Origin of the sequence: Anaerobium acetethylicum, from assembly GCF_900096945.1 — a bacterium.
GTDB lineage: Bacteria > Bacillota > Clostridia > Lachnospirales > Lachnospiraceae > Anaerobium > Anaerobium acetethylicum.
This window is the reverse complement of the sequence record NZ_FMKA01000001.1, coordinates 512812-536768: the sequence shown is the minus strand read 5'-3', so window position 1 is coordinate 536768 and position 23957 is coordinate 512812. Positions and strand designations below refer to the sequence as shown.

At 43.0% G+C, this 23957-nt stretch carries 17 protein-coding genes; 13 read left to right on the top strand and 4 right to left on the bottom strand.

Annotated features, from left to right (window positions below):
- Positions 1-20: 20 nt before the first annotated feature.
- Entirely contained in the window at positions 21-1625 is a 1605-nt protein-coding gene (locus tag BJR36_RS02360) for a CTP synthase (RefSeq protein ID WP_091229524.1), read from the bottom strand.
- Positions 1626-2017: 392 nt separating this feature from the next.
- Here BJR36_RS02360 and BJR36_RS02355 point away from each other — a divergent pair, with 392 nt between their 5' ends.
- The 13 genes from BJR36_RS02355 to BJR36_RS02295 all read left to right on the top strand — a co-directional run bounded on the left by BJR36_RS02355 (position 2018) and on the right by BJR36_RS02295 (position 21448).
- Positions 2018-2983 (top strand): DMT family transporter, encoded by a 966-nt coding sequence (locus tag BJR36_RS02355; RefSeq protein ID WP_091229927.1) that lies wholly within the window; start codon positions 2018-2020, stop codon positions 2981-2983.
- A gap of 249 nt (positions 2984-3232) precedes the next feature.
- Entirely contained in the window at positions 3233-3997 is a 765-nt protein-coding gene (locus BJR36_RS02350; protein ID WP_169823565.1) for a DUF308 domain-containing protein, read from the top strand.
- A gap of 108 nt (positions 3998-4105) precedes the next feature.
- Positions 4106-5149 carry a M42 family metallopeptidase gene (locus BJR36_RS02345; protein WP_091229926.1) on the top strand — a complete coding sequence of 348 codons (1044 nt, stop codon included), beginning with the start codon at positions 4106-4108 and terminating at the stop codon, positions 5147-5149.
- Positions 5150-5805: 656 nt separating this feature from the next.
- Positions 5806-11169 carry a DUF4214 domain-containing protein gene (locus BJR36_RS02340; RefSeq protein ID WP_091229520.1) on the top strand — a complete coding sequence of 1788 codons (5364 nt, stop codon included), beginning with the start codon at positions 5806-5808 and terminating at the stop codon, positions 11167-11169.
- Between the two features lie 431 nt (positions 11170-11600).
- Positions 11601-12935, top strand: coding sequence for an NADP-specific glutamate dehydrogenase (gene gdhA, locus BJR36_RS02335; protein WP_091229518.1), 1335 nt, complete (start codon positions 11601-11603; stop codon positions 12933-12935).
- A 338-nt stretch (positions 12936-13273) separates the two neighbouring features.
- Positions 13274-13708: an RrF2 family transcriptional regulator gene (locus BJR36_RS02330; RefSeq protein WP_091229515.1), complete on the top strand. Its 435-nt coding sequence runs from the start codon at positions 13274-13276 to the stop codon at positions 13706-13708.
- Between the two features lie 557 nt (positions 13709-14265).
- The gene (locus tag BJR36_RS02325; RefSeq protein ID WP_091229514.1) at positions 14266-15576 is read left to right on the top strand and encodes an O-acetylhomoserine aminocarboxypropyltransferase/cysteine synthase family protein; all 1311 of its coding nucleotides are present in this window, start codon (positions 14266-14268) and stop codon (positions 15574-15576) included.
- Between the two features lie 35 nt (positions 15577-15611).
- Positions 15612-16541 carry a cysteine synthase A gene (cysK, locus tag BJR36_RS02320; RefSeq protein WP_091229512.1) on the top strand — a complete coding sequence of 310 codons (930 nt, stop codon included), beginning with the start codon at positions 15612-15614 and terminating at the stop codon, positions 16539-16541.
- Positions 16542-16912: 371 nt separating this feature from the next.
- Positions 16913-18178, top strand: a complete 1266-nt coding sequence (locus BJR36_RS02315) for an SLC13 family permease (RefSeq protein ID WP_091229509.1) — start codon at positions 16913-16915, stop codon at positions 18176-18178.
- 49 nt (positions 18179-18227) lie between these two features.
- Entirely contained in the window at positions 18228-19127 is a 900-nt protein-coding gene (ttdA, locus tag BJR36_RS02310) for a L(+)-tartrate dehydratase subunit alpha (protein ID WP_091229507.1), read from the top strand.
- Positions 19127-19744: a L(+)-tartrate dehydratase subunit beta gene (ttdB, locus tag BJR36_RS02305; protein WP_091229480.1), complete on the top strand. Its 618-nt coding sequence runs from the start codon at positions 19127-19129 to the stop codon at positions 19742-19744. Before ttdA ends, ttdB begins: the two co-directional genes overlap by 1 nt.
- A 221-nt stretch (positions 19745-19965) precedes the next feature.
- Positions 19966-20826: a methylenetetrahydrofolate reductase [NAD(P)H] gene (gene metF / locus BJR36_RS02300; protein ID WP_091229923.1), complete on the top strand. Its 861-nt coding sequence runs from the start codon at positions 19966-19968 to the stop codon at positions 20824-20826.
- A gap of 385 nt (positions 20827-21211) precedes the next feature.
- A complete protein-coding gene (locus BJR36_RS02295; protein WP_091229476.1) occupies positions 21212-21448 on the top strand; it encodes a hypothetical protein in 237 nt (78 codons plus the stop codon).
- Between the two features lie 103 nt (positions 21449-21551).
- Here BJR36_RS02295 and BJR36_RS02290 read toward each other — a convergent pair whose 3' ends face one another.
- Genes BJR36_RS02290 through BJR36_RS02280 form a run of 3 tightly spaced genes read right to left on the bottom strand, consistent with a single transcriptional unit; the run spans position 21552 to position 23932 of the window.
- Positions 21552-22283 (bottom strand): PHP domain-containing protein, encoded by a 732-nt coding sequence (locus BJR36_RS02290; RefSeq protein ID WP_091229473.1) that lies wholly within the window; start codon positions 22281-22283, stop codon positions 21552-21554.
- On the bottom strand, positions 22276-22611 hold the full coding sequence (locus BJR36_RS02285; protein ID WP_091229470.1) for a hypothetical protein: 336 nt from the start codon (positions 22609-22611) through the stop codon (positions 22276-22278). Before BJR36_RS02285 ends, BJR36_RS02290 begins: the two co-directional genes overlap by 8 nt.
- Position 22612: 1 nt before the next feature.
- Positions 22613-23932, bottom strand: a complete 1320-nt coding sequence (locus BJR36_RS02280) for a [Fe-Fe] hydrogenase large subunit C-terminal domain-containing protein (protein ID WP_091229468.1) — start codon at positions 23930-23932, stop codon at positions 22613-22615.
- Between the last annotated feature and the right edge of the window lie 25 nt (positions 23933-23957).

The following is a 23957-nucleotide window of genomic DNA, read 5'->3' as shown; positions in this document are numbered from 1 at the left end:
GTGTTTTTCCATGTCTGTCTTTATTTTTTGTTTTCAATTGCAGCTGCTATAAATCCTGTGAAGAGAGGATGAGGTTTGTTCGGGCGTGATTTGAGTTCGGGATGCGCCTGCGTCGCGATGAAGAACGGATGCCCGGGAAGCTCGCACATCTCCACAATCCTTCCGTCAGGAGAAATTCCTGAGAGCATCATCCCGTTGTCTGTCAGAGCCTTGCGGTAGTCATTGTTGACCTCATAACGGTGGCGGTGGCGTTCAGAAACGATTTCTTTGCCATACAATTCGTAGGCTTTTGAATTCTTGTCCAGGACACACGGGTATGCGCCAAGCCTTAAGGTGCCGCCGATATCCACGATGCCGCTCTGGTCAGGCATGAGAGAAATCAGTGGATGGGTGGTATCCGGATCCAGTTCGATGCTGTTTGCATCGGCATAGCCCAATACATTTTTTGCAAATTCAACAATGGTCAGCTGCATGCCCAGGCACAGGCCGAGGAATGGTATTTTGTTTTTACGGGAGTAGGAGATGGCGGCTATTTTTCCGTCGATGCCCCTGTTTCCGAATCCGCCTGGTACGAGAATCCCGTCAGAGCCTCCGAGCAGGTCTGCTGCATTTTCTTCTGTCAGGGTTTCTGAATCAATCCAGTTTATGGTGACTGTAGCACGGTTTTTGATACCGCCATGCTTCAATGCCTCAACGACACTGATATACGCATCATGAAGCTGTATATACTTGCCGACCAAAGCAACCGTAACCTCCTGTGTCGGATTTTTCAATGCCTGTACCATGTTTTCCCAGTCTTCAAGATCAGGCTTCCTGTTTTCCAGCTTCAGGCAGCGGCATGCAACCTCCGCGAGGTGTTCTTTTTCCATGGCCAAAGGAGCTTCATACAGATATTCCACATCCAGGTTCTGAAGCACCTGGTCTGATGGTACATTGCAGAATAAGGAGATCTTGCTTCTGATAGAATCGTCAATCGGAAGTTCGCTTCTGCAGACGATGATATCCGGCTGAATTCCCATTCCCTGGAGCTCTTTCACGCTGGCCTGGGTCGGTTTGGTCTTCATCTCGCCAGATGCCTTCAAATACGGAATCAGGGTAACATGGATTAAAATTGCATTTTCACGCCCTACATCATGCTGAAACTGACGGATGGCTTCTAAAAATGGCTGGCTTTCGATATCACCGACAGTCCCCCCGACTTCGATGATGGCAATGTGCAGGTCATCATCCACTTCGTTTCTGTAAAACCTGCTTTTGATTTCATTCGTAATGTGGGGGATAACCTGGACGGTTCCGCCGCCGTAGTCTCCATGTCTTTCCTTCTGCAGCACGCTCCAGTAGATTTTGCCAGTTGTGACATTGGAATTCTTATCCAGGTTCTCGTCTATGAACCTTTCGTAGTGGCCAAGATCCAAATCGGTTTCTGTTCCGTCTTCTGTAACGAAAACCTCTCCGTGCTGGGTGGGATTCATGGTACCAGGGTCAATGTTGAGGTACGGATCGAATTTCTGCATCGTCACCTTGTAGCCTCGTGCTTTAAGCAGTCGTCCCAGGGATGCGGCGGTAATCCCCTTTCCTAATCCTGAAACCACACCACCAGTTACAAATACGTATTTTGTCGACATGTTTACCTCCTTAATTTGATAGGACAAACGTTCCTATGATAAAAAAGGCGCTGGCTATATTTTAATATAACCAGCGCCTTTGCTTTTTATCAATGAATAATAACCCTAAGCAGGTGCAGTTGTCAATAGGAATAAATAAATTGTAACTATTTAGGACTACATCCTTCATAGTTACAGATGATGCACACAAATTGCAAAATCAGCAATTTGGTGCACGCAGGTCTCGGGTTTTATGCAAATTCAGCATAAAAACACCTTGCGAGACAGGGATTCTGAACAGTTACTATAAATTTATCTGTCTGAAACACCATGTCATGTATTATAATAGAAAAGGCGCAGCAGAAATTATGAAGTGCCTGCAGCAGAGCGCATTTACAGGAAGGATTAATAATATGAAAAACAGTAAAGAAAAATTTATGCAGAAAACAATTGTGGTATGGATGGGGGCGCTTATATGCTGTGCCCTGTGGGGAAGCGCATTTCCCTCCATCAAGATTGGATATGGGATGCTTCAGATTCTGCCTGGAGATACGGGTTCCCAGATTCTATTTGCCGGATATAGATTCGTGCTGGCTGGAATATTAGTGATTTTAATAGGGAGTCTGATCAACCGCAAATTGCTGATCCCGAAAAAGGATTCATGGACAAAAATCCTGAAGTTAAGCTTTTTGCAGACAGTGGCGCAGTATATTTTCTTTTACATAGGGCTTGCGAACACTTCGGGGGTAAAGGCTTCGATCATAATAGGAGTGAACGTATTCATAGCGATTCTGGTAGCAAGTCTGATCTTCAGACAGGAGAAGCTTACGGTGCCAAAAATTTCAGGATGTGCAGTAGGGTTTACTGGTGTTCTGCTTGTCAATATCACAGGCAGCCAGATTGATATGAGTTTTAGTTTTCTGGGGGAAGGCTTTATATTCTTATCCACGATTGCGTATGCATTCTCTTCGGTTTTCATGAAGCGGTATTCAAAGGACGAAGACCCTCTGGTCCTGAGCGGCTATCAGTTTGTGGCTGGTGGAATTGTCCTGAGTGCTGCTGGATTTCTGTCGGGAGGCAGCGTCGGCGGTTTTTCTGCATCCGGCATCATAATGCTGATCTATCTGGCGCTGATCTCGGCAGTCGCATATTCCTTATGGGGAGTGCTGCTGAAATATAATGATGTGTCGAAAGTAGCAGTATTCGGTTTTATGAATCCAGTGTTCGGCGTTATCCTATCCGCTGTGTTTCTCGGAGAAAAAGAGCAGGCATCCGGATGGACAAGCCTGGCTGCCCTTGTACTGGTGTGCACAGGAATCTATATCGTGAACAGGTCATCAATCGGTAAAGGCTCGAAAAACGTTACTGTTCACTCCTAGTTAACGCAAGGTGTCTGTTTTGTGAGTGCAGCGAAGCGTAAGTCACAGAAAATTCGGGTCATGCAGTGCGAAATACAATAAACCTGTATGAATATCAGTACAATTATGCTAAAATATAGCCAGGAATAAAAATGGAAATCAGCAGATGCAAGGGTGCGTTTGAACGGTTTCGCCCCAATGCAGCAAACAAAAAACCGGCCAAATCAGGTCGGTTTTTTGCAGTTCATTGCAGGAAGGAAGGGAAAGCATATGAAGGATAAACGTGAGGCGGTTATGAAAGAACAACAGGAAATCCGGGGGAGGATGGGGGGAACCCTTCTGATCCTATCCTCGGCAGCGGCATTTATCATTCTGGGTCTGCTGCTGCTGTTCGTACCGCAGGTCCAGGTGGCCTACATATGCTATTTTCTATGTGCTGTATTAATCATATGGGGCATAGTGCTCATAGCACGATATTTTGTGACGGAAGCATACAGAAGTATCGGTGAGTATGGCTTTTCGAAAGGTGTCCTGCTGGTGATTCTGGGAATGTGCGCCCTGGTTCGGACGGATATCTTTGTGGAATTTTTTATTGCGGCCCTTGGAATATGCCTTCTGCTCTCAGGAATAACCAAGCTGCAGTATGCTGTGGATCTGAAGAGCATGCGTGACGGAATCTGGGTAGTGATGCTGACGATTTCACTGGTGGTAATGGGAGGATCTATTGCTATTATCCTTGATTTTTTCCCTGATGCAGAGCTGCGAAGACTTTTTGCCTATTACCTGCTGATCGTAGACGGGACAATCGGCCTGGCTGCAAACCTGTATCTGTATATCAAGATTGGGCTTTTTCAGAAGGATGAGAGACAGAAACTGGAAGCGGAGGAATCCGTGAAACAGGAAATTGCAGAACCTGAGAAACAGACCGGATCTGTGAAGTCGGATTCGGGGACAGAGGATTTTAAAGCGGCTTCCGAATCTGATCCAGAAGCGGCTTCTGGAAATCAGCAGATTCAACAGGAACAGAAAAAATAAATTGAAAACGAGCTGCATAATGGCTATAATCTATGTTAGGGAGACGGCTGTCTTGTCTCCCTTTTCGGTTTTTCAGCCTATGGAAAGTAAAGGAGTACGACATTGGAGATGACAGTTAATAAAGAATATGTTTTGAAGACGGTAAAGGAGATTCTGGATTTTAACAGTCCAAGCGGTTTCTGTTTTGAAATAATGGAAAGAATCGGAGAATTTGCGAAAGAATTTGGGTATGAGTTTGAGACTACGAGAAAAGGCTGCGGCATTATAACCGTGCCTGGGAAAAGCAGTGAGAGGGTGGTCGGTCTTTCTGCACACGTAGATACCCTTGGAGCCATGGTAAGATCGATTACTTCCGGTGGAACTTTGAAGTTCACGCTTGTGGGTTCGCCGACCGTGCCGACTTTGGACGGTGCCTACTGTACAATCAGAACCAGGCAGGGGGTGCTGTACAGCGGAACATTTTTAAGTACAAGCCCGGCGGCGCATGTATATGAAGACAGCAGGACCAAACCGAGAGATCCCCAGAACATGGAGATAAGGATCGACGAGTCTGTTTCTTCAAAAAGCGAGGTCGAAGCGCTTGGAATCTGCGCTGGGGATTTTATATTCATAGATCCGAAAACCAGAATCACTGAAAGCGGGTTTGTCAAGTCAAGATTCATTGATGATAAGGGAAGCGTTGCCTGTCTGATCAGCCTGCTCGAGCATATGTCCAGGAACAGGATAGTGCCTGAATATACCACGAAAGTGTTCATTTCAACCTATGAAGAAGTCGGACATGGCTCGGCTTATATTCCGGCAGATATAACAGAAATGCTGGCTGTGGATATGGGATGCATCGGCGAGGATCTGAGCTGCACGGAGTATGATGTATCAATCTGTGCGAAGGATTCGGGCGGCCCTTATGACTACAATATGGTATCCCGCCTGGTTGAACTTGCTAAGGGAAATCAGCTGAAGTATGTTGTCGATATCTATCCTATGTATGGATCTGATGTGGGAGCAGCTCTGAGTGCGGGAAACGATATAAGAGGAGCCCTGATCGGCCCGGGCGTTCATGCTTCACATGGCATGGAAAGGACACATTATGAAGCCCTGGAGAATACAATCAGATTGATATATCTTTATCTGACTGAACCAGGCGGAAATTAGGAAGCGAGAAATTTAAAATATCCAGAATCGGGGTAATGAGAAAATGAAAAGATTTTTAGCAGGTCTTGTGACAGGGATACTCATTGTGATGGCAGCACTGGGGCTTTATGTTACAAAAAAGGTCGAAACCGAATGCCGGCTTGAAGACGAGAAATAGAAGACAGGCCAAACAAAGGAAAAATGAAAATTGCTATCAGTGAAAAACCAGACCAATAAAGGATCTGGTTTTTTTTTTATCCTTTGTTGCAATTATTTGTCCAGTAGCTGAAAAATAAAGACGTTATTGTGCAAATTCATTTTAGAAAAAATAGTTTATAATAACGGATATTCCTTCTTTCTTTTGCAAAAAAAAGGACCAATTCGTCATTGGTATGCCGGCCTGTTAGTAATCAATCTGAAATTGGACACTATTTATACGGCTTAATTGTAAGCAAAGAGATTTCGTGATAAAATCGACTAAAAATTAACAAATTTCCAAAAAAAGAATGCGATTTTTACAAATTAATAAGAAAGGAGATGTTTTATGGGAAAACCAAATATCCTGATGACAAGAATTGATAACAGACTGGTTCATGGTCAGGGGCATTCAGATCTATATCCAGGATGTTCCTGGAGACTTAAAAGAATCTGTTGAATAATAAATAAAGGAGCTTATTATGAAAAAGAAAAAAATCAAACAACTTGCTGCCTGCTTTATGGCTCTCTGTGTGTCAGCAGGGAGCTTTCAGGCAGCCCTGCCGGCTGCTGTTTCCAATGCAGCTGAGACTGTGACCGCAATCACTTTAACGAACCTTGCGGCAGGTAAAGCTGTGACTGTGGCAAAAAAAGATGGAAGTACGACAGGGGTAAATACGGATCGTTCTCCTGCCATGGCAGTGGATGGAATTATCAACACAAATAACTATTGTGACTTTGGCTCGATTACTGCAAAAGAATCTGCTTATCTCCAGGTGGATCTTGGAGGCAGCTACGATATCAGTGAAGTGGATCTGTTCAGATACTGGCAGGATGGCAGAACATATGGAACTACTGTAGTTGTAATATCTAACAATGGCACTTTTCAGGATACCGATAAGACTGTAATTTACAATTCAGATACAGCAAACGTACATGGCTTTGGTGCAGGAACTGATGCCACATATTCAGAAACACAGGCAGGAAAGACCTTAGCTCTTGCAACTCCTGTTAAAGGCAGATATGTACGCGTTTATATGTATGGAAGCAGTGCCAACAGTTCGAACCACATTGTAGAACTTAAGGTTATGGGACAGGTTCCGGCCAATGATATTTCATTTGCAAAAGTTTTTGAAAATGCCTCTGCATATCTGAATATTCCTGCATATTATTCAGATAGCACAAAAGTAGCAGACCAGGTAACCCACCCTGACGTTGTATACTTTTCCCAGGGATGGAATAATTACAAATACTGGATGGCATATACCCCAAATGTAACAGGAACCTCAAAATATGAAAATGCTTCCATTGTTGCTTCAAATGACGGAGTTAACTGGGAGGTGCCTGCAGGACTTACAAATCCTATCGATCCAATGCCATCTTCTGAACGTTACCACAACTGTGATGCAGACATGGTCTATAATAAAAAGACCAACGAGCTCATGTGTTACTGGAACTGGGCAGATGACCAGGCCGGCGGCGTTGGTGCTGAAGTCAGGGTAAGGACCTCAACAGATGGCATCCACTGGAGCGATTATAAGACAGCAGTAAAATCCACTAAACGCTATGATATGCTTTCTCCAGCAATTGTATATGACGAATTCAGGGATCTTTACCTGATGTACAGTAACAATGCAGGAGATGTGGGATACACCAATGGTAAGAATAACTTTGTGGAAGTCAGATGGTCAAAAGACGGTCTTAACTGGTCTGCTCCTGAAAGAATTAACAACTTTCTTGGAAAAAATGCATCCGGACTTCAGCTTTATCCATGGCATCAGGATGTTACATATATTCCGGAACTGAAACAGTATATGGCTATTTCCCAGTGTTTTTCAGGCTCAAACCCTGACGGCTCCGTTTTATATATGACTACATCAAAGGATGGAATCAACTGGGAACCAGTAGGAACCAAAGCTTTACTTTCCCCAAGTGGAACTGGAAAATGGGATGGAGCCCAGATCTACAGGACCTGTTTGTTATATGACAACCAGTCCGGATCCGACTATGGAAAAGGAAGCCTCCGCCTCTGGTATTCGGCATTATCTGCAAATCCCCAGTTATGGAGAATCGGATATACAGATAACACATATGAAAATGTGATGAAAGTACTTAACAACAATGCTGATTATACTGTACAGCCACTTACGGCAGGAACAAGTATTGATCTTACTGCAGCACTCACCACTCTGACTGTTGGTGGAACAACCAGCCTTACTGCAGCAGTAGCTCCACAGACAGCAAGTGACAAGAACATTAAATTTACTTCTTCTGATGAAACGGTGGCTACTGTATCGCCTTTTGGTGAAGTAAAAGCCTTAAAAGGCGGAAGTGTTACAATTACAGCATCTACCTCAGAAGGACTCAGCAACACATTATCAATTACTGTTACTGAACCTGTTAATGCGACAGCTACACTTAATGGTAACGGCGTAAAGGTGAAATTTGTAAATGGTGAACTGGAACTCTACAGAAAGACCGGAACTGCTGAGGTTCTTGTAAGTCCTGCATCCACTTCAGGCTACCCTGTTATTAACGGCAGCAGCGTGAAAGATTTCTCTGATTTTAACTGTACTGTTGAAAACGGAATCACAGGTAAACTGGGTACAGGAAACAGACTGACTATCGTATCAAAAAGCAGCAGCACCGGTCTTACAAGGACTCAGGTGATTGAGACAGCTGACAGCGTTTCCGGCGGTCTGTATTCAACAGTTTCCTATAAAGCGGGAGAGACTGCAGTAACTGTCAGCAAATTTGTGGAGGCAGAATTTTCACTTAACAAGACAACCGGAGACATCTGGAGCTACAATGGCGGTGGCGACTGCAGACAGAGCTATGATGATACCGTTGTAAAAGTTACAGATGGATTCAGCAGACCAAATAAACAGAATTATGCCTCTGCCGGAATTCCTGTTTCTGACGTTTACTGCTCCAATGGTGGTGTTGCAGTCGGAGATGCTTCAACTACCAGAAGAGAAACCGCTATTCCTGTAACAGGAGCTGCCGGTAATGTTATTGTAAATATCAGCTGGCCGGGAAATACAATTGCTGCAGGGTCTGCTGTAGTGGCCGGAGATTTTATTATGAATGTACATAGTGGAGATTATTATAATGGCCTTCGTGGATATTCAGATGCAATGGCAAAACAGGGATTCAAGACCCTTTCAAAAGAAGAGATACCTGAAAGCAGTTATGATCTCAGATGGGAATCCTGGGGATGGGAATTCAACTGGACTATGGACAAGATCATCAACAAGCTGGACCAGCTTCAGGCCATGGGAGTAAAACAGGTTAGTTTGGATGACGGCTGGTATAACCAGGCATTTATGTACAACAATGCTTATTCAAGTGAAGCTGGAACTGCAGGCGGAGAAATTTTTTCACTTGACAATGATGGCTCCTGGGCACTTTTAAACAGCAAACTTCCAAACGGAGCAACTTCCATGAAAGAACTGACGGATGCAATTCATGCACACGGGATGAAGGCCGTTATCTGGTGGAGACCATGCGATGGTGGAAGGGAAGGAAGTACACTTTACAAGACACATCCTGAATGGTTCGTCAAGAACCAGGACGGCAGTTTTGGAAAACTGTCCGGAATGAACGGATATAACACCTTTAACGGAACAACAGGATATGCCCTTTGTCCATCTTCAGAAGGTGCAATCGAGTACTATGAAAACTTTATTGAAACAGCAATGACTGATTGGGGATTTGATGGATTTAAGAGCGATTATGTATGGAGCATGCCAAAATGCTATAATCCTGCACATAATCATGCATATCCGGAAGAATCCACCGAAAAGCAGGCAGATTTCTACAAAACAGCTTACGAGAAAATGATCTCAATTAATCCTGACGCATTCCACCTTTTATGTAATTGCGGTTCACCACAGGATTACTATTCATTACCATATGTTACACAGATCCCTACAGCAGATCCTACTTCAGTTGACCAGACAAGAAGAAGGGTAAAGGCATATAAAGCACTTGCAGGAGATTATTTCCCCGTTACTACTGACCACAATGAAATATGGTATGAATCTACAGTTGGAACTGGCGCTGTATTTATCGAAAAGAGACACTGGGAAGCAGGTACAGCAGGACAGCAGAAATACGAAAAATGGGCTGGTATCTACAATACCTATCAGCTCCAGAAAGGAAGGTTCATAGGTGATCTTTACAGTTATGGGCTTGATCCTTATGAAACCTATGTAATTGAAAAAGACGGTATAAACTATTATTCTTTCTACAAGGATGGAAGTAAATATCCTGGAAATGGAAGCGCAAAAGTAGAATTACGCGGACTTGATCCTGCAAAAATCTACCGTATTGAAGATTATGTAAACAATACTGTATTGGCTACAAATGTCAGTGGTTTAAATTTAATGGTAAACACTGCATTTACAAATGGATCCATGCTCGTAAGGGCGGTTCCACTTGAAACACCGGATGTTCCTGTTGTTGTACCAACAGTAGACTATGTGAAAGCAGACAATGCAGATGCATCTGTTGTATACGCTGGCACATGGAACAATGATTCTGGAAGCAGCTTCTATAACAGCACTGCAAAATACACATCAACACAGGGATCAGCAGTAGAATTTACATTTACAGGAAATGCAATCAGATGGTGCGGACAGAAGGATACTAATTTTGGAACAGCCCAGATATATATCGATGATAATCTGATGGGAACCGTGAATTGTAATGGTCCAGCTGCTACACAGTCTGTACTGTATGAAAATACGAGCCTGACAACAGGTACCCATAAGATCAGGATCGTAAATGCTACTAAGGTAATCGACGTGGATTATTTTGAATATGCTACAATCAAAAAGGAAACAGTAGTAGCTGTGACCGGAGTAAGCCTTAATGTAATTGAAAAGACTATGACAGCAGCAGGAGATACATTCCAGCTTGCAGCTACAGTTGCACCGGCAGATGCAGCGAATAAAAACGTTACCTGGACATCGACAAATCAGGCCGTGGCAACAGTAAGCACTGCAGGCCTGGTAACAGCAGTGGCAGACGGAATAGCAAAAATCCGGGTGACTACAGCGGATGGAAGCAGGACAGCAGAATGCATTGTTACTGTTGTTACTGAAAAATTGACCCCGACAGAAAGTTTTGTTCAGAGATTTTATAGTATCGTATTAGGAAGAGATGCAGCTGCTGAAGAAATAAGCTACTACACTGAATTTCTTATCAGTGGAGAGCGCTCAGGGGCAGATGTGGGACGTGGATTTATATGCAGTCCTGAATTTGTGGACAAGGCATTAAGCAACGCTGATTATGTAGAAGTCCTTTACAACATCTTTATGGACCGTGTATCTGATGAAGGAGGAAAGGCATACTGGCTTGATTTCCTGAACAATGGAGTATCAAGGGAATTTGTATTCAAAGGTTTTGTTGAGTCAGCAGAATTCACGGAAATCTGTGCTTCTTATGGAATCAACAGAGGAAATGTGGAGCTTACCAGATATACGGACAAGTATACGGACCTTACCAGGTTCATTAACCGTCTGTATACAGAGGTGCTGGGAAGAGCAGGTGAAGAAGCAGGCCTTGAATATTATGCAAAAGAGATCGCTATTGGAAATGTAACACCTGTACAGGCTGCGCAGAACTTTATATTCTCCCCGGAATTTAAGGATAAGAAGTTTGGAAATGAAGACTATGTAAAAGTACTGTATAAGACCTTTATGGGAAGGGAATATGATGCGGCAGGCCTGGATTATCACTTGGACAGGATGAGCAACGGTATTAGCCGCGAAGAAATCCTCCTTGGATTTGCAAACTCGCCTGAATTTAAAAATATTATATCCGGATTCGGATTAAAGTAAATCCAATTAAGGATATAAAAAACGATACCTGGAAAAGCTTTTCTGTTTTCCGGGTATCGTTTTTTTGGAAATAGCAGCTCTTTTTTGTTTGTGCCAAAACGATCATGAGGCAGCACGGTCATGTATCTGTAAAAAAAATGCAGAACGACAAAAAAGAGTTGAAAAAAGGATATGAATAGGCTATAATCATATAAGAATCAAAGGTGATTCGTTAAATGATGGGACCCGTCTGCAACGAATTGCTTTTTTTTATATTTTTTTGTGAAATCATGTGATTTATTCTGTCATTAGACTGAATAGTCGCAATCAATGCAGGGTAGTGCATTTACACATTATGTTACATTCAATCTGATGAATAACCACAATGAAGACGCAAGCAATTCAGGGCTTTATTTTGGTTGTTATATAAAAATACTAAGGAGGATTTTAAAATGTCATACGTTGATGAAGTCATTGAAGCAGTAGTAAAACAGAACCCAGGTGAAGCAGAATTCCACCAGGCAGTTAAGGAAGTTCTTGATTCTTTACGTTTAGTTATCGAAGCTAACGAGGAAGAATACAAAAAATCAGCATTATTAGAACGTTTAGTTGAACCAGAAAGAATTATCAAGTTCAGAGTGCCGTGGGTAGACGACAAAGGACAGGTTCAGGTTAACAGAGCATACAGAGTGCAGTTCTCAAGTGCGATTGGACCATACAAAGGAGGACTCCGTTTACACCCTTCAGTAAATCAGAGTATCATTAAATTCTTAGGCTTCGAGCAGATCTTCAAGAATTCACTTACCGGCCTTCCAATCGGCGGCGGAAAAGGTGGTTCTGATTTCGATCCTAAAGGAAAATCAGATAGAGAAGTAATGGCATTCTGCCAGAGCTTTATGACAGAGTTATGCAAATACATCGGAGCAGACACAGATGTACCAGCTGGTGATATCGGTGTAGGCGGAAGAGAAATCGGCTTCATGTATGGACAGTACAAGAGAATTACCGGACTTTATGAAGGCGTTTTAACTGGAAAAGGATTAACATACGGCGGATCTTTAGCAAGAACAGAAGCTACAGGATACGGTCTTGTTTACCTTGTAGATGAAATGTTAAAACAGAACGGAAAAGACATCGCAGGCAAGACTGTTGTTGTTTCCGGTTCAGGAAACGTTGCTATCTACGCAACTCAGAAAGCAACTCAGTTAGGCGCTAAAGTAGTAGCACTCAGCGATTCTAACGGATGGATCTATGACGCAGAAGGCATCGACCTTGATGTTGTTAGAGAAATCAAAGAAGTAAAACGTGGAAGAATCAAAGAATATGTTGACGCAAGACCATCAGCTGAATACCACGAAGGAAAAGGCATCTGGACAGTTAAATGTGATATCGCCCTTCCTTGTGCAACTCAGAACGAACTTGATCTTGAAGATGCTAAGACACTTGTTGCTAACGGATGTTTCGCAGTTGCAGAAGGTGCTAACATGCCTTCAACAGCAGAAGCTACAGATTTATTCTTAGAAAAAGGAATCTTATTTGCACCTGGTAAAGCAGCAAATGCTGGCGGTGTTGCAACTTCAGCTCTTGAAATGTCACAGAACAGCCAGAGATTAAGCTGGACATTCGAAGAAGTAGATGCGAAGTTAAAACAGATCATGATCGACATCTTTACAAAGATGGCAGATGCAGCAAAACGTTACGGAGTAGAAGGCAACTACGTTGTCGGAGCAAATATCGCTGGATTCGAAAAAGTGGTAGCAGCTATGAATGCTCAGGGTATCGTATAAGAAAAGAGATAACGGCGCAACTGTAAGTTACCTGATTGCCATGTAATGGAGCAGGCACCTGAATTTGGCGCTTAACAGTAGAAACAAAAAACCAGTCCTGTGCAGAGATTGCACAGGGCTGATTTTTTGTTTTGAAGAAAGCCTGTTCTATGAATTTGCGAAATGAGGTACCTGGTACCATTTCTGTTCTGCTCACAGGTTGAATGGTAACAATGTTGCGGTATCCCATCGGAAAATAAAATAGCACCAGAATGTTGACTCATTATGACAGTGAAGTGTATACTTATAAATGTATAATATTCATACCGGAATACAATGGAATATAAGGAGACGATTTTATGAAAATTTCAACAAAAGGAAGATATGCACTTAGGCTCATGCTTGATTTGGCAATCAATGATATAGGAGAAAAAATCAGAATTAAGGATATCGCAAAAAGACAGGAAATATCAGAAAAATATCTGGAACAGATTATATCAATTTTGCATAAGGCAGGGTATGTAAAAAGTTTAAGGGGCCCACAGGGCGGATACAGTCTGGCAAAAAAACCGGAAGAATATACTGTGGGTATGATTCTGAGACTTACAGAAGGCAGCCTTGCTCCGGTTTCCTGTCTTGATGACGAGGTGAACCTATGCTCGAGGCAGGATGACTGCACGACATTGATTTTATGGAAAAAATTAGACGATGCCATAAAAGGCGTTGTCGACAAGTACACTTTAGCCGACCTGGTTGAATGGGAACTTGCAAAAACAGATCAATATGTAATTTAACCTCAGGGGGAAGCGGCAATGAGGTTATGGGCAGATTGTGTAAATAAATTATGAATATCCGTTTTAACGGGGGAAGGCTGAGCGTGGAAACTCAGCCTTTTTTTAATATATAGGAAATTCCTCGAATTTCCTATATATCAAAAGCGCTCCACACGGGAGATACAGGCTGTCTTGCGAGATAATATACATTGCCTATTGACAAAGTAGGAAATACCAATTATAATACAAGCATAAGAAGATTAAAACGGAGCAGGGAACAAAAACTTTTATCCATGAAATCTCAGATACAAATACATCAACCAAGTATGAAATTCAAAAGTACAAAACGAATTTGAAGGGAGAGGCTACAATGTGTCCAGTTAAAAAAGAGAATCATTACCTTTCGGAAGGAAATCGAATGTGCTGTTGCTGTTGGAAATAGATTAAAAATTACCAGTTCGGCATAAAAGTATCAGGAAGATTATGTTAAGTATACATGAGAACTTTGTCTGTATTGTATGGTGAACACAGTTGCTGAAAATTAGTTAAGTCTGACAGAGACGGATTAGGAGAATATTATGAGTGGAAAAATCACAAGAGCAAACAGGAAATTCAAATTTGAAACACTTCAGTTACATGTAGGACAGGAAAGCCCTGATTCTGCAACGGATGCAAGGGCGGTGCCGATCTACCAGTCAGCTTCCTATGTTTTCCGTGATTGCGATCATGCAGCAGCACGCTTCAACCTGTCAGATTCTGGAAATATATATGGGCGTCTTACGAACCCCACGCAGGATGTCTTTGAAAAAAGAATAGCGGCCCTGGAAGGCGGCGTTGCGGCACTTGCAGTTGCTTCGGGAGCGGCAGCAATTGCTTATACCATTGAGAACCTGGCACACAATGGAGATCATATCGTGGCGGCAAAAAACATCTACGGCGGAACCTATAACCTTCTGGCTCATACCCTTCCCGATTATGGAATCACAACCACATTCGTCGATCCTTTTAAGGAAGGCGCATTTGAACATGCAATACAGGAGAATACAAAAGCAGTTTTTATTGAAACATTGGGAAATCCAAGATCAGAAGTAATCGATATAGAGGCAATCGCAAATATTGCCCATGCACACAAGATTCCACTGGTAATTGACAATACCTTCGGAACTCCGTATCTGATCAGACCGATTGAATATGGCGCAGATATCGTTGTACATTCAGCTACGAAATTTATTGGCGGTCATGGGACATCAGTCGGAGGCGTAATTGTCGACAGCGGCAGATTCGACTGGGAAGCTTCAGGCAAGTTCCCTGCACTTACAGAACCAAACCCAAGTTATCACGGGGTAAGTTTTACGAAAGCAGTCGGACCGGCAGCCTTTGTCACGAAAATCAGAGCCATCCTGCTGAGAGATACAGGCGCAACATTGTCACCTTTCCATGCATTCCTTTTCCTTCAGGGACTGGAGACGCTTTCTCTCAGAGTTGAACGTCATGTGGAAAATGCATTGAAGGTTGTTGCATACTTAAGTAGTCATCCTCAGGTAGAAGAAGTACATCATCCGGCTGTTTCAGCTGATGCGGGCCAGCAGGAGCAATATAAGAAATACTTTCCGAATGGCGGAGGATCAATCTTTACATTTGAGATCAAGGGAGATGAACAGAAGGCAAAAGATTTCATCGACAGTTTAGAATTATTCTCGCTCCTTGCAAACGTGGCTGATGTGAAATCGCTGGTCATCCATCCGGCATCCACGACACACTCCCAGCTTACAGGCGCAGAACTGGAAGACCAGGGGATTAAAAGAAATACCATCCGTTTATCAATCGGCACAGAAAATATCGAAGATATCATTCAGGATTTAGACGAAGCTTTTAACACGGTCAGATAGAGACCTGGCAAATATAAGAAAGAAGGAAAACCATTATGGCAAATATAGCAAAGCAACTGACTGAATTAATCGGCAACACCCCTTTATTGGAATTATCAAACTACGAAGAAGAGAACAAGCTGGAAGCAAAGATCATTGCAAAACTTGAATATTTTAATCCCCTGGGAAGCGTAAAGGATCGCGTTGCTAATGCGATGATTGAAAGAGGAATTCAGCTCGGAAAAATCAACAAGGACACTGTAATTATCGAGCCTACAAGCGGAAATACAGGAATCGGACTTGCTTTTGTGGCAGCAACAAAAGGACTGCGTCTGATCCTGACAATGCCGGATACCATGAGTATCGAACGCAGAAAAATCGTACAGGCTCTGGGTGCTGAAGTTATCCTGACACCTGGCGCAGAGGGCATGAAGGGTGCGATTGCAAAAGCCGAAGAACTGGTTGCGGAATATGGAAATGCAATCATTCCGCAGCAGTTTGAAAACGAGGCAAATCCCGCTGTTCATAAAGCGACTACAGCAGAAGAAATCTGGAGAGATACGGAAGGCAGGATCGATATTTTTGTTGCCGGAGTAGGTACTGGCGGAACAATCACTGGTAATGGAGAAGCGTTGAAGGCAAAAAATCCAAATATCAAAATTGTAGCAGTAGAACCTGCGGCATCCCCTGTATTGTCAGGAGGAAAACCGGGTCCACATAAGATTCAGGGAATCGGTGCCGGATTTGTTCCCGGAGTAATGAATCTCGATATTGTTGATGAGGTCATAACGGTTGAAAATGATGCGGCATTCGAGGCGGCCAGACGCATTGCAAAGACAGACGGAGTGCTTGTCGGCATTTCATCCGGCGCAGCTCTTGCAGCAGCAACAGAACTGGCAAAACGTCCTGAAAACAAAGGAAAGAATATTGTGGTCTTGCTGCCGGATTCGGGAGAGAGATATTTATCGACTGCTTTGTTTGAATAATTAAATATATGGATTAACTGCACCGGATGGAAGCAACCGGTGCAGTTTTCTTATGTCATAGCAGTGGAGCATCAACGTCTTCATAAAGCTGCTCATAAAGCCATGTTTTGCATCAATGTGTGATAAGTGGCGATATGCAAATTGATGAAGCCGAACGTTACTAAGGGGGGACATGCTAATCGTCATAGGAAAGAAATGGTCTTTTATTGTCATAAATACACAAAAATCAAGCCCGAAAATAGTAAAAAGTGATGAAAGTAAACGAAATGATTGACACGGGGAGAAAAAAGAGTTATTATCAAAGAGTGAATTGGATACAATATCACTTATAAAAAAATAAGTAATATCAAGAACAAGGAGGAAAAGCAGGTATGGATCCCATTGTAATCACGTTAGTGTTACTTGCATTCGCAATTGTAATGTTTGTAACAGAGAAACTCCCTTTAGCAGTAACATCTATGATTGTATGTATTGCGCTGGTGGTAACAAAAGTATTGGAAGTAGGTGATGCTTTTGCAGGATTTATCAATTCAAATGTAATTTTATTTGTAGCGATGTTTATCGTAGGCGGTGCCCTGTTCGAGACAGGAATGGCAAATAAAATCGGCGGTATTGTTACAAAGTTTGCAAAGACGGAAAGGCAGCTGATCATAACGATTATGGTAGTTACCGGTCTGATGTCAGGTGTCTTGTCAAACACAGGAACAGCAGCAGTACTGATACCGGTAGTAATAGGAATTGCAGCCAAGTCAGGATTTTCAAGATCGAGACTTTTGATGCCTCTGGTATTTGCAGCAGCACTCGGAGGGAACCTTTCGTTGATCGGTGCTCCGGGAAATCTGATCGGACAGAGTGCAATCCAGGAAATGGGGCTGAGCTTTGGATTCTTCGAATATGCGAAAGTCGGACTTCCAATGTTGATCTGCGGCATCATCTATTTTGCAGTCATCGGCTATAAATTTTTGCCTGGTAAGGTACAGGCAGATGAAAGTACTTTCGATGAGGAGATTGATTACAGCAATGTGCCGAAGTGGAAACAGACAGTTTCCCTGATTGTATTGGTACTCACGATTTTGGCAATGATATTCGAAGAAGCTATCGGAATCAATCTGGCAATTTCAGGATGTATTGGGGCCCTGGTTCTAATCGTTACAAGAGTCATCTCGGAGAAACAGGCGTACAAGGCGATAGATATGCAGACGATCTTCCTGTTTGGTGGAACGTTGTCGCTAGCGAAAGCGCTTGATACAACCGGAGCTGGAGCAAAGATTGCAGATACGGTAATCGGTGCACTAGGACAGGATGCATCACCATTTGTCTTACTGGTAGCGGTATTCCTGCTGGCATGCGTTATGACGAATTTTATGTCTAACACGGCAACGACTGCATTGCTTGTTCCAATCAGTATATCAATTGCTGCAGGCATGGGAGCGGATCCAAGGGCTGTTGTCATGGCAACTGTAATCGGCGGATCCTGTGCATACGCAACACCAATCGGTATGCCGGCAAATACAATGGTTATGTCAGCTGGAGGCTATCGTTTCAATGATTATGTGAAGGCAGGGCTGCCACTTATCATAGTATCAACAATAGTAAGCCTGATTCTGTTACCAATGTTTTTCCCATTCTACCCGTAACGGAGCAGAACAACAAAATAGATAATTGATTATAAAAAGGAGAATTCAAATGAACAAAGAGCAATCAGTAGCAAGGATGACGGATGTCATGGCGAAATTCGTTGCATATACAGGAAAAGTATTACCTGATGACGTATATGCGAAATTAGAGGAATTAAGAAATAATGAAAAAAGTGATTTGGCGATAACCATTTATGATACCATGTTCGAAAATCAGAAGCTGGCTAAAGAACTTTCCCGTCCATGCTGCCAGGACACAGGCGTATTACAGTTTTTTGTGAAATGCGGCGTGAACTTCCCACTTATCGGTGAACTGGAAGCACTGCTGAAGGAAGCGGTTATTGAAGCAACGATCAAGGCTCCCCTCCGCCACAACAGTGTCGAAACTTTCGACGAATATAATACTGGCAAGAACGTAGGAAAAGGAACGCCGACAGTTTTCTGGGAAATCGTACCTGACTGCGATACATGCGAAATTGATACTTATATGGCAGGCGGCGGCTGCACACTCCCTGGAAAAGCAATGGTGCTGATGCCGGGGGCAGGATATGAAGGTGTGACAAAGTTCGTTCTGGATATTATGACCACTTACGGGCTGAATGCATGTCCACCATTGCTGGTGGGCGTTGGAGTGGCAACTTCAGTGGAAACAGCAGCATTGTTATCCAAAAAAGCGCTGATGCGCCCCCTCGGACAGCACAATCCGAATGAAAGAGCAGCAGCAATGGAAAAATTACTGAAGGATGGCATCAACAGCATCGGCTTAGGACCACAGGGAATGTCAGGAGAATTCTCCGTAATGGGAGTCCATATTGAAAATACTGCAAGACATCCTTCTACAATCGGTGTGGCAGTTAATGTAGGCTGCTGGTCACACAGAAAAGGACACATCATTTTTGATAAGGATATGAAATATACAATCACTTCTCATAAGGAGGTAACTTTATAATGGCAAAAAAAATATTAACAACACCTATAAAAGCGGAAGATTTAGAGGATATCAAAATCGGCGATATTATCTATCTGAACGGGCATATCGTAACCTGCCGTGACGTGGCACACCGCCGCCTGATCGAAGGCGGACGCGAACTCCCGGTAAATATCGATGGAGGAGCAATCTTTCATGCAGGCCCTATCGTAAGGCCGATTGCAGGTGAAGAAGATAAATTTGAGATGGTTTCAGTGGGCCCTACGACAAGCATGCGCATGGAACAGTTTGAAAAGGAATTTATCAAAGAAACTGGAGTCAGGCTGATTGTCGGAAAAGGCGGTATGGGTGCCGGAACAATGGAGGGTTGTAAAGAATATAAGGCAATACACTGTGTATTCCCTGCCGGTTGTGCAGTAGTAGCAGCCGTTACGGTAGAAGAAATCGAGAGTGCAGACTGGCGTGATCTCGGTATGCCGGAAACACTCTGGAACTGCCGTGTGAAGGAATTCGGTCCCCTTATTGTATCTATCGACACTCATGGTGGAAACCTTTTCGAAGAGAATAAGATCAAATTCAATGAGAAAAAAGATGCAGCGATAGAGGAAATCTGCAAGCATGTAAGCTTTATTAAGTAGTACCGGATAGTTCAAATAATAATAAATCCATTTTTCAGCCAAATAAAAGAGGGATGCCGCATTGTGCGGCATCCCTCTTTTGGACCAGGTTGAAAAAAATTGACAGTCCTCTTCATTAAAAGGAATAGGGAAGCAACCTTCTGCTTTCCTATTTACAACAATGTGTAAAAAAGGATATAATACAGGGAAATACAAGTAGAATGGGAAGGCAGAAGAGCAGCATGAAAATAGAGACGATTTTTGAAAAGAAAAAACCAGTACTTTCGTTTGAGATATTTCCACCTAAAAAGGAAGCGGCCATAAAAAATATTGATGAAACGCTGGAGGCATTAAGCATACTGCATCCGGACTATATAAGCGTGACGTTTGGAGCGGGCGGAAGCTGCACGAATAATCTGACGGTGGAAATTGCAAAGAAGATTAAACATCGCTATCATATAGAACCGCTGGTGCATCTGACCTGCATCAATCACAGCAGGGAAGAGATCTGCATGATACTCGACCAGCTAAAAGAAGCTGACATTCAGAATATACTGGCTCTGAGAGGCGATATTAATCCTGAAATCGAAAGAAAGCACGATTTTGAATATGCCAGCGACCTTGTGAAGTTCATCAAAGAGAATGGTGATTTCAGCGTCGGAGGAGCATGCTATCCGGAAATCCATATGGAAGCCCGGGACGAAATCGAGGATATCCTTAATCTGAAGAAAAAGGTCGATAACGGAGCAGGATACCTGATATCCCAGCTGTTTTTCGACAATGAAGTGTTTTATGATTTCCAGAACAAGGCAAAGATAGCGGGAATACAGGTTCCGATCGAAGCGGGAATCATGCCTGTTATCAATAAGGCCCAGATTGAAAAAATGGTATCCCTGTGTGGTGCATCACTGCCGGGAAAGTTCAGCAGGATGATGCAGAAATATGGAAATGACAAGGAAGCGCTTTTTGATGCGGGAATCGCATATGCAATCAATCAGATCGTGGATCTCCTGGCTCATGATGTTGACGGAATCCATATATTTACCATGAACAATCCGGAAGTGGCAAAAAGGATTTGTGAAGGAATCAAGACCCTGATTTAACCGTTGGGATTTATTGGAGCGGATCGGTCACAAAAGAAAGTTGATTGACTATATTGTATAAAAACAACAAAATGATAAAAATTACTTGTTTATCTTGAAAATACATGAAAAATAAGCTATAATTAAACATATATTTATTAACTGCACGACCATCTGCTCCTGCAAGAGATTGTCTGTTCTCTCGGTGTGAGATGAACGACACGGGACTGGTGGGTTGTGGAAGTGATTGAAATCCATGATATAATTTGCAACACACGGAGATCAGGGTTGGACTCGGAGACGGAGCTTCCATGCTTGAAAGCCTCAATAGCAGTTGAAGCATTTGCTGAGAGGTCCTGCTGTAAATGATGCTTGAAGCTCAACCAGAATGAACGGAGGGTTACTTATGGATTACGTTAATGATTATTTAAAAAACAAATGCTCGCTGGCGGAAACTTATGCAAACTTATCGAATGAAATAACCAGAGAAGCAGATCAGTGTTATGAAGATACTGAAAAATACGATCATCTGGTAAAGCAGAAAGAACAGCTGCAGGGTATTATTGCTGCGGAGTTCATGAAAGAGCATGGCTATCATCTTCATGAAGGAGAACCTTATACAGCATGGCATAAGATTGATTAGATGTATCCGTTTTTATAGTAAAAGGAGCTGTAAGTTCTGGCAGAATGATGATTAGCCGGAACTTACAGCTCCTTTTTGTATTGGTTTAAGTGCTACACAGAAGTTAAACGTTCCGTACAGGACTTGTGTTCAGGGCATCCAGGATATCTCCAATCTCTCTGCTTTCTGAGTGCAGAAAGTTCACAGGTTCGTTGATATCTCCAAGCATGTGGGCATCTGAGTTTGTTATGGTTTTGCATGTCTCAAGATATGGATTTGAATGGAGCAGCCTCTTCAAGACAGACATATTTTTTAATTCAGCACATTTAAAATGCGAATCAGGAGGAATGAACCCCAAATTCGAGATAAGACTGTTCGAATTTTTATCAATATGTGCAGGAATCATGATTCCGTTAAATCTGTTCATCAGATCGTGGACTTCTGTGAAGGAAATGTCGGTTGCGTTGATCAGCAGATCCGGTTCCTTGCCTGTAATTTCGTCGTTCTCATCATATATTTCCTGTTTTCCAAAGATTGATTCATTATTTGGGATATGTATTATATGAGCATCAACATATTGATCGAAAGCCATGGCATCTTCTAAAGTTCTGAAAAGACAGATTACATGGACCTCTTCTGAAGTGCATAATTCCATACCCGGAATGGCCGTTATGTTGAATTCCCGTGCCATTTTGATAAAGGCAGGGCAGTTCTTGCAGGAATTGTGGTCGGTAAGTGCCACGATATCCAGTTCTTTGAGAGCTGCCATACCCAGAATATTGCCCGGTGTCATATCATCATCTGCACAAGGTGAAAGACAGGAATGGATATGCAGGTCATAGGAAAAGCTATTCATGAAGGAAGTTATGTATTGCAAGGGCAGCGTCAAAGATGTGCTCATCGGTACCAAAAACAGTTATATCCTGCGATTTCGCCTTTTCCAATGTTGCATCGTCAAACATTACCCCTTCGGCTAAAATGATGCATGCAACATCTGTGAGTGCAGCCACAGCGAGCGTGTTGATATTTCCCATTACTGTTACCCATGCAGAACCTGAAGGTGCCTTTCCCATGGCGATGCTCAGCAGATCGCAGCAGAAGGGTTCAGCAATCTGTTGATCCAGATTGCTTCCGATATTGATTGGTTTGAATTTTCCTTTGTTGATAAGTTCCTGTACTGTCATATTAGTCTTTATTCCTTTCTTCTGGCATTACTGTGTGGTGTGAATCAAGAGTTGAGATTTCATCTGAAATTTTATGGATATACTGCCTGAGGATATGAATGCAGTCTTTTTCACTGGCAACCCCTCTGACGACGTCTTCGGCAAGAGCCTTGCACGTGGGGGCGCCGCATGAACCGCAATCGAGGCCAGGAAACTTGTCGCATAACTCCTCGACTTTAGCCATCATTTCGATGCTCTCTTTAATGTCTGAACCAAGATTGAAAACCGGTTCGTATTGAACGCCGCCGGTCCAAAAGGGATCCTGGATTTCTTCTTTTTTAATGTGGTTTCGTGCAACAGGCTGGTATTTTCTAAGCCGTTTCAGTTTGACTTTCGCTACGAAAGGATTTTCTACTGTCAGAACGCCGCCCACGCAGCCACCATTGCAGGCGTTTAATTCAATGAATTCCAGCGCTGGTATTTTCTGATCCTCTAAATCCTCTAAAACCCTGATTACGTTTTCGATGCCGTCAGCCGCCAGGTAGCTGTCAGTCAGAAGTCCGCCGGCCTCACCGCCTGATCCACCCCAGCTGATTCCTATTTTCCCTGAAATAGTAAGGTCCTCTATTTCCTGGTTTTCTTCGATATCTTTCATAAAATTCAAAAGTCTTGGATATACATCTTTAATCGCCACTACTGCATCAACATCACTTTTCTCATAGCCCAGAGGTGTTTTGACAGCGCTGACTTTTGCGGCACAGGGTGAAATGAATATGATGCCAATCTTTTCAGAAGGAAGCCCGGTGGCTTTCATGGCTCTTTTTCTCGCTATGGCAGCTGCAATGTCAACAGGGGCCTTGATGGGCAGAAGATGTTCAATCAGATTGGGGAAACGGGCTCTTATGAGACGGACAACAGAAGGGCAGGCGGTGCTGATCAGCGGCCATTTTTCCGGATGATCCTTGACATATTTTCTAGACAGTTCAGATGCAAGCTCGGCAGCGCCACTTACTTCATAGACATCATCAAATCCAAGACGTTTTAATGCGGTAAGTACAATATTGATATCTTCTAAATTATTAAATTGTCCATATAGAGAAGGGGCTGGAAGTGCAACTGTATATTCGTAATCGTTCATGACATCCAGAGAATCATACACGGCCAGTTTTGCATGGTGGGGGCAGATTCGTATGCATTCACCGCAGTCGATGCAGAACTTTTTGGTAATAACGGCTTTGCCGTTCCTTACGCGGATAGCCTGGGTCGGACATCTCTTTATACAGTTGATACAGCCCTTGCATAGGTCCTCATCTAAGCGGACAGCAGTAAAAAACTTATCCATTATTTTCTCCTATTCCTGTTTTTTT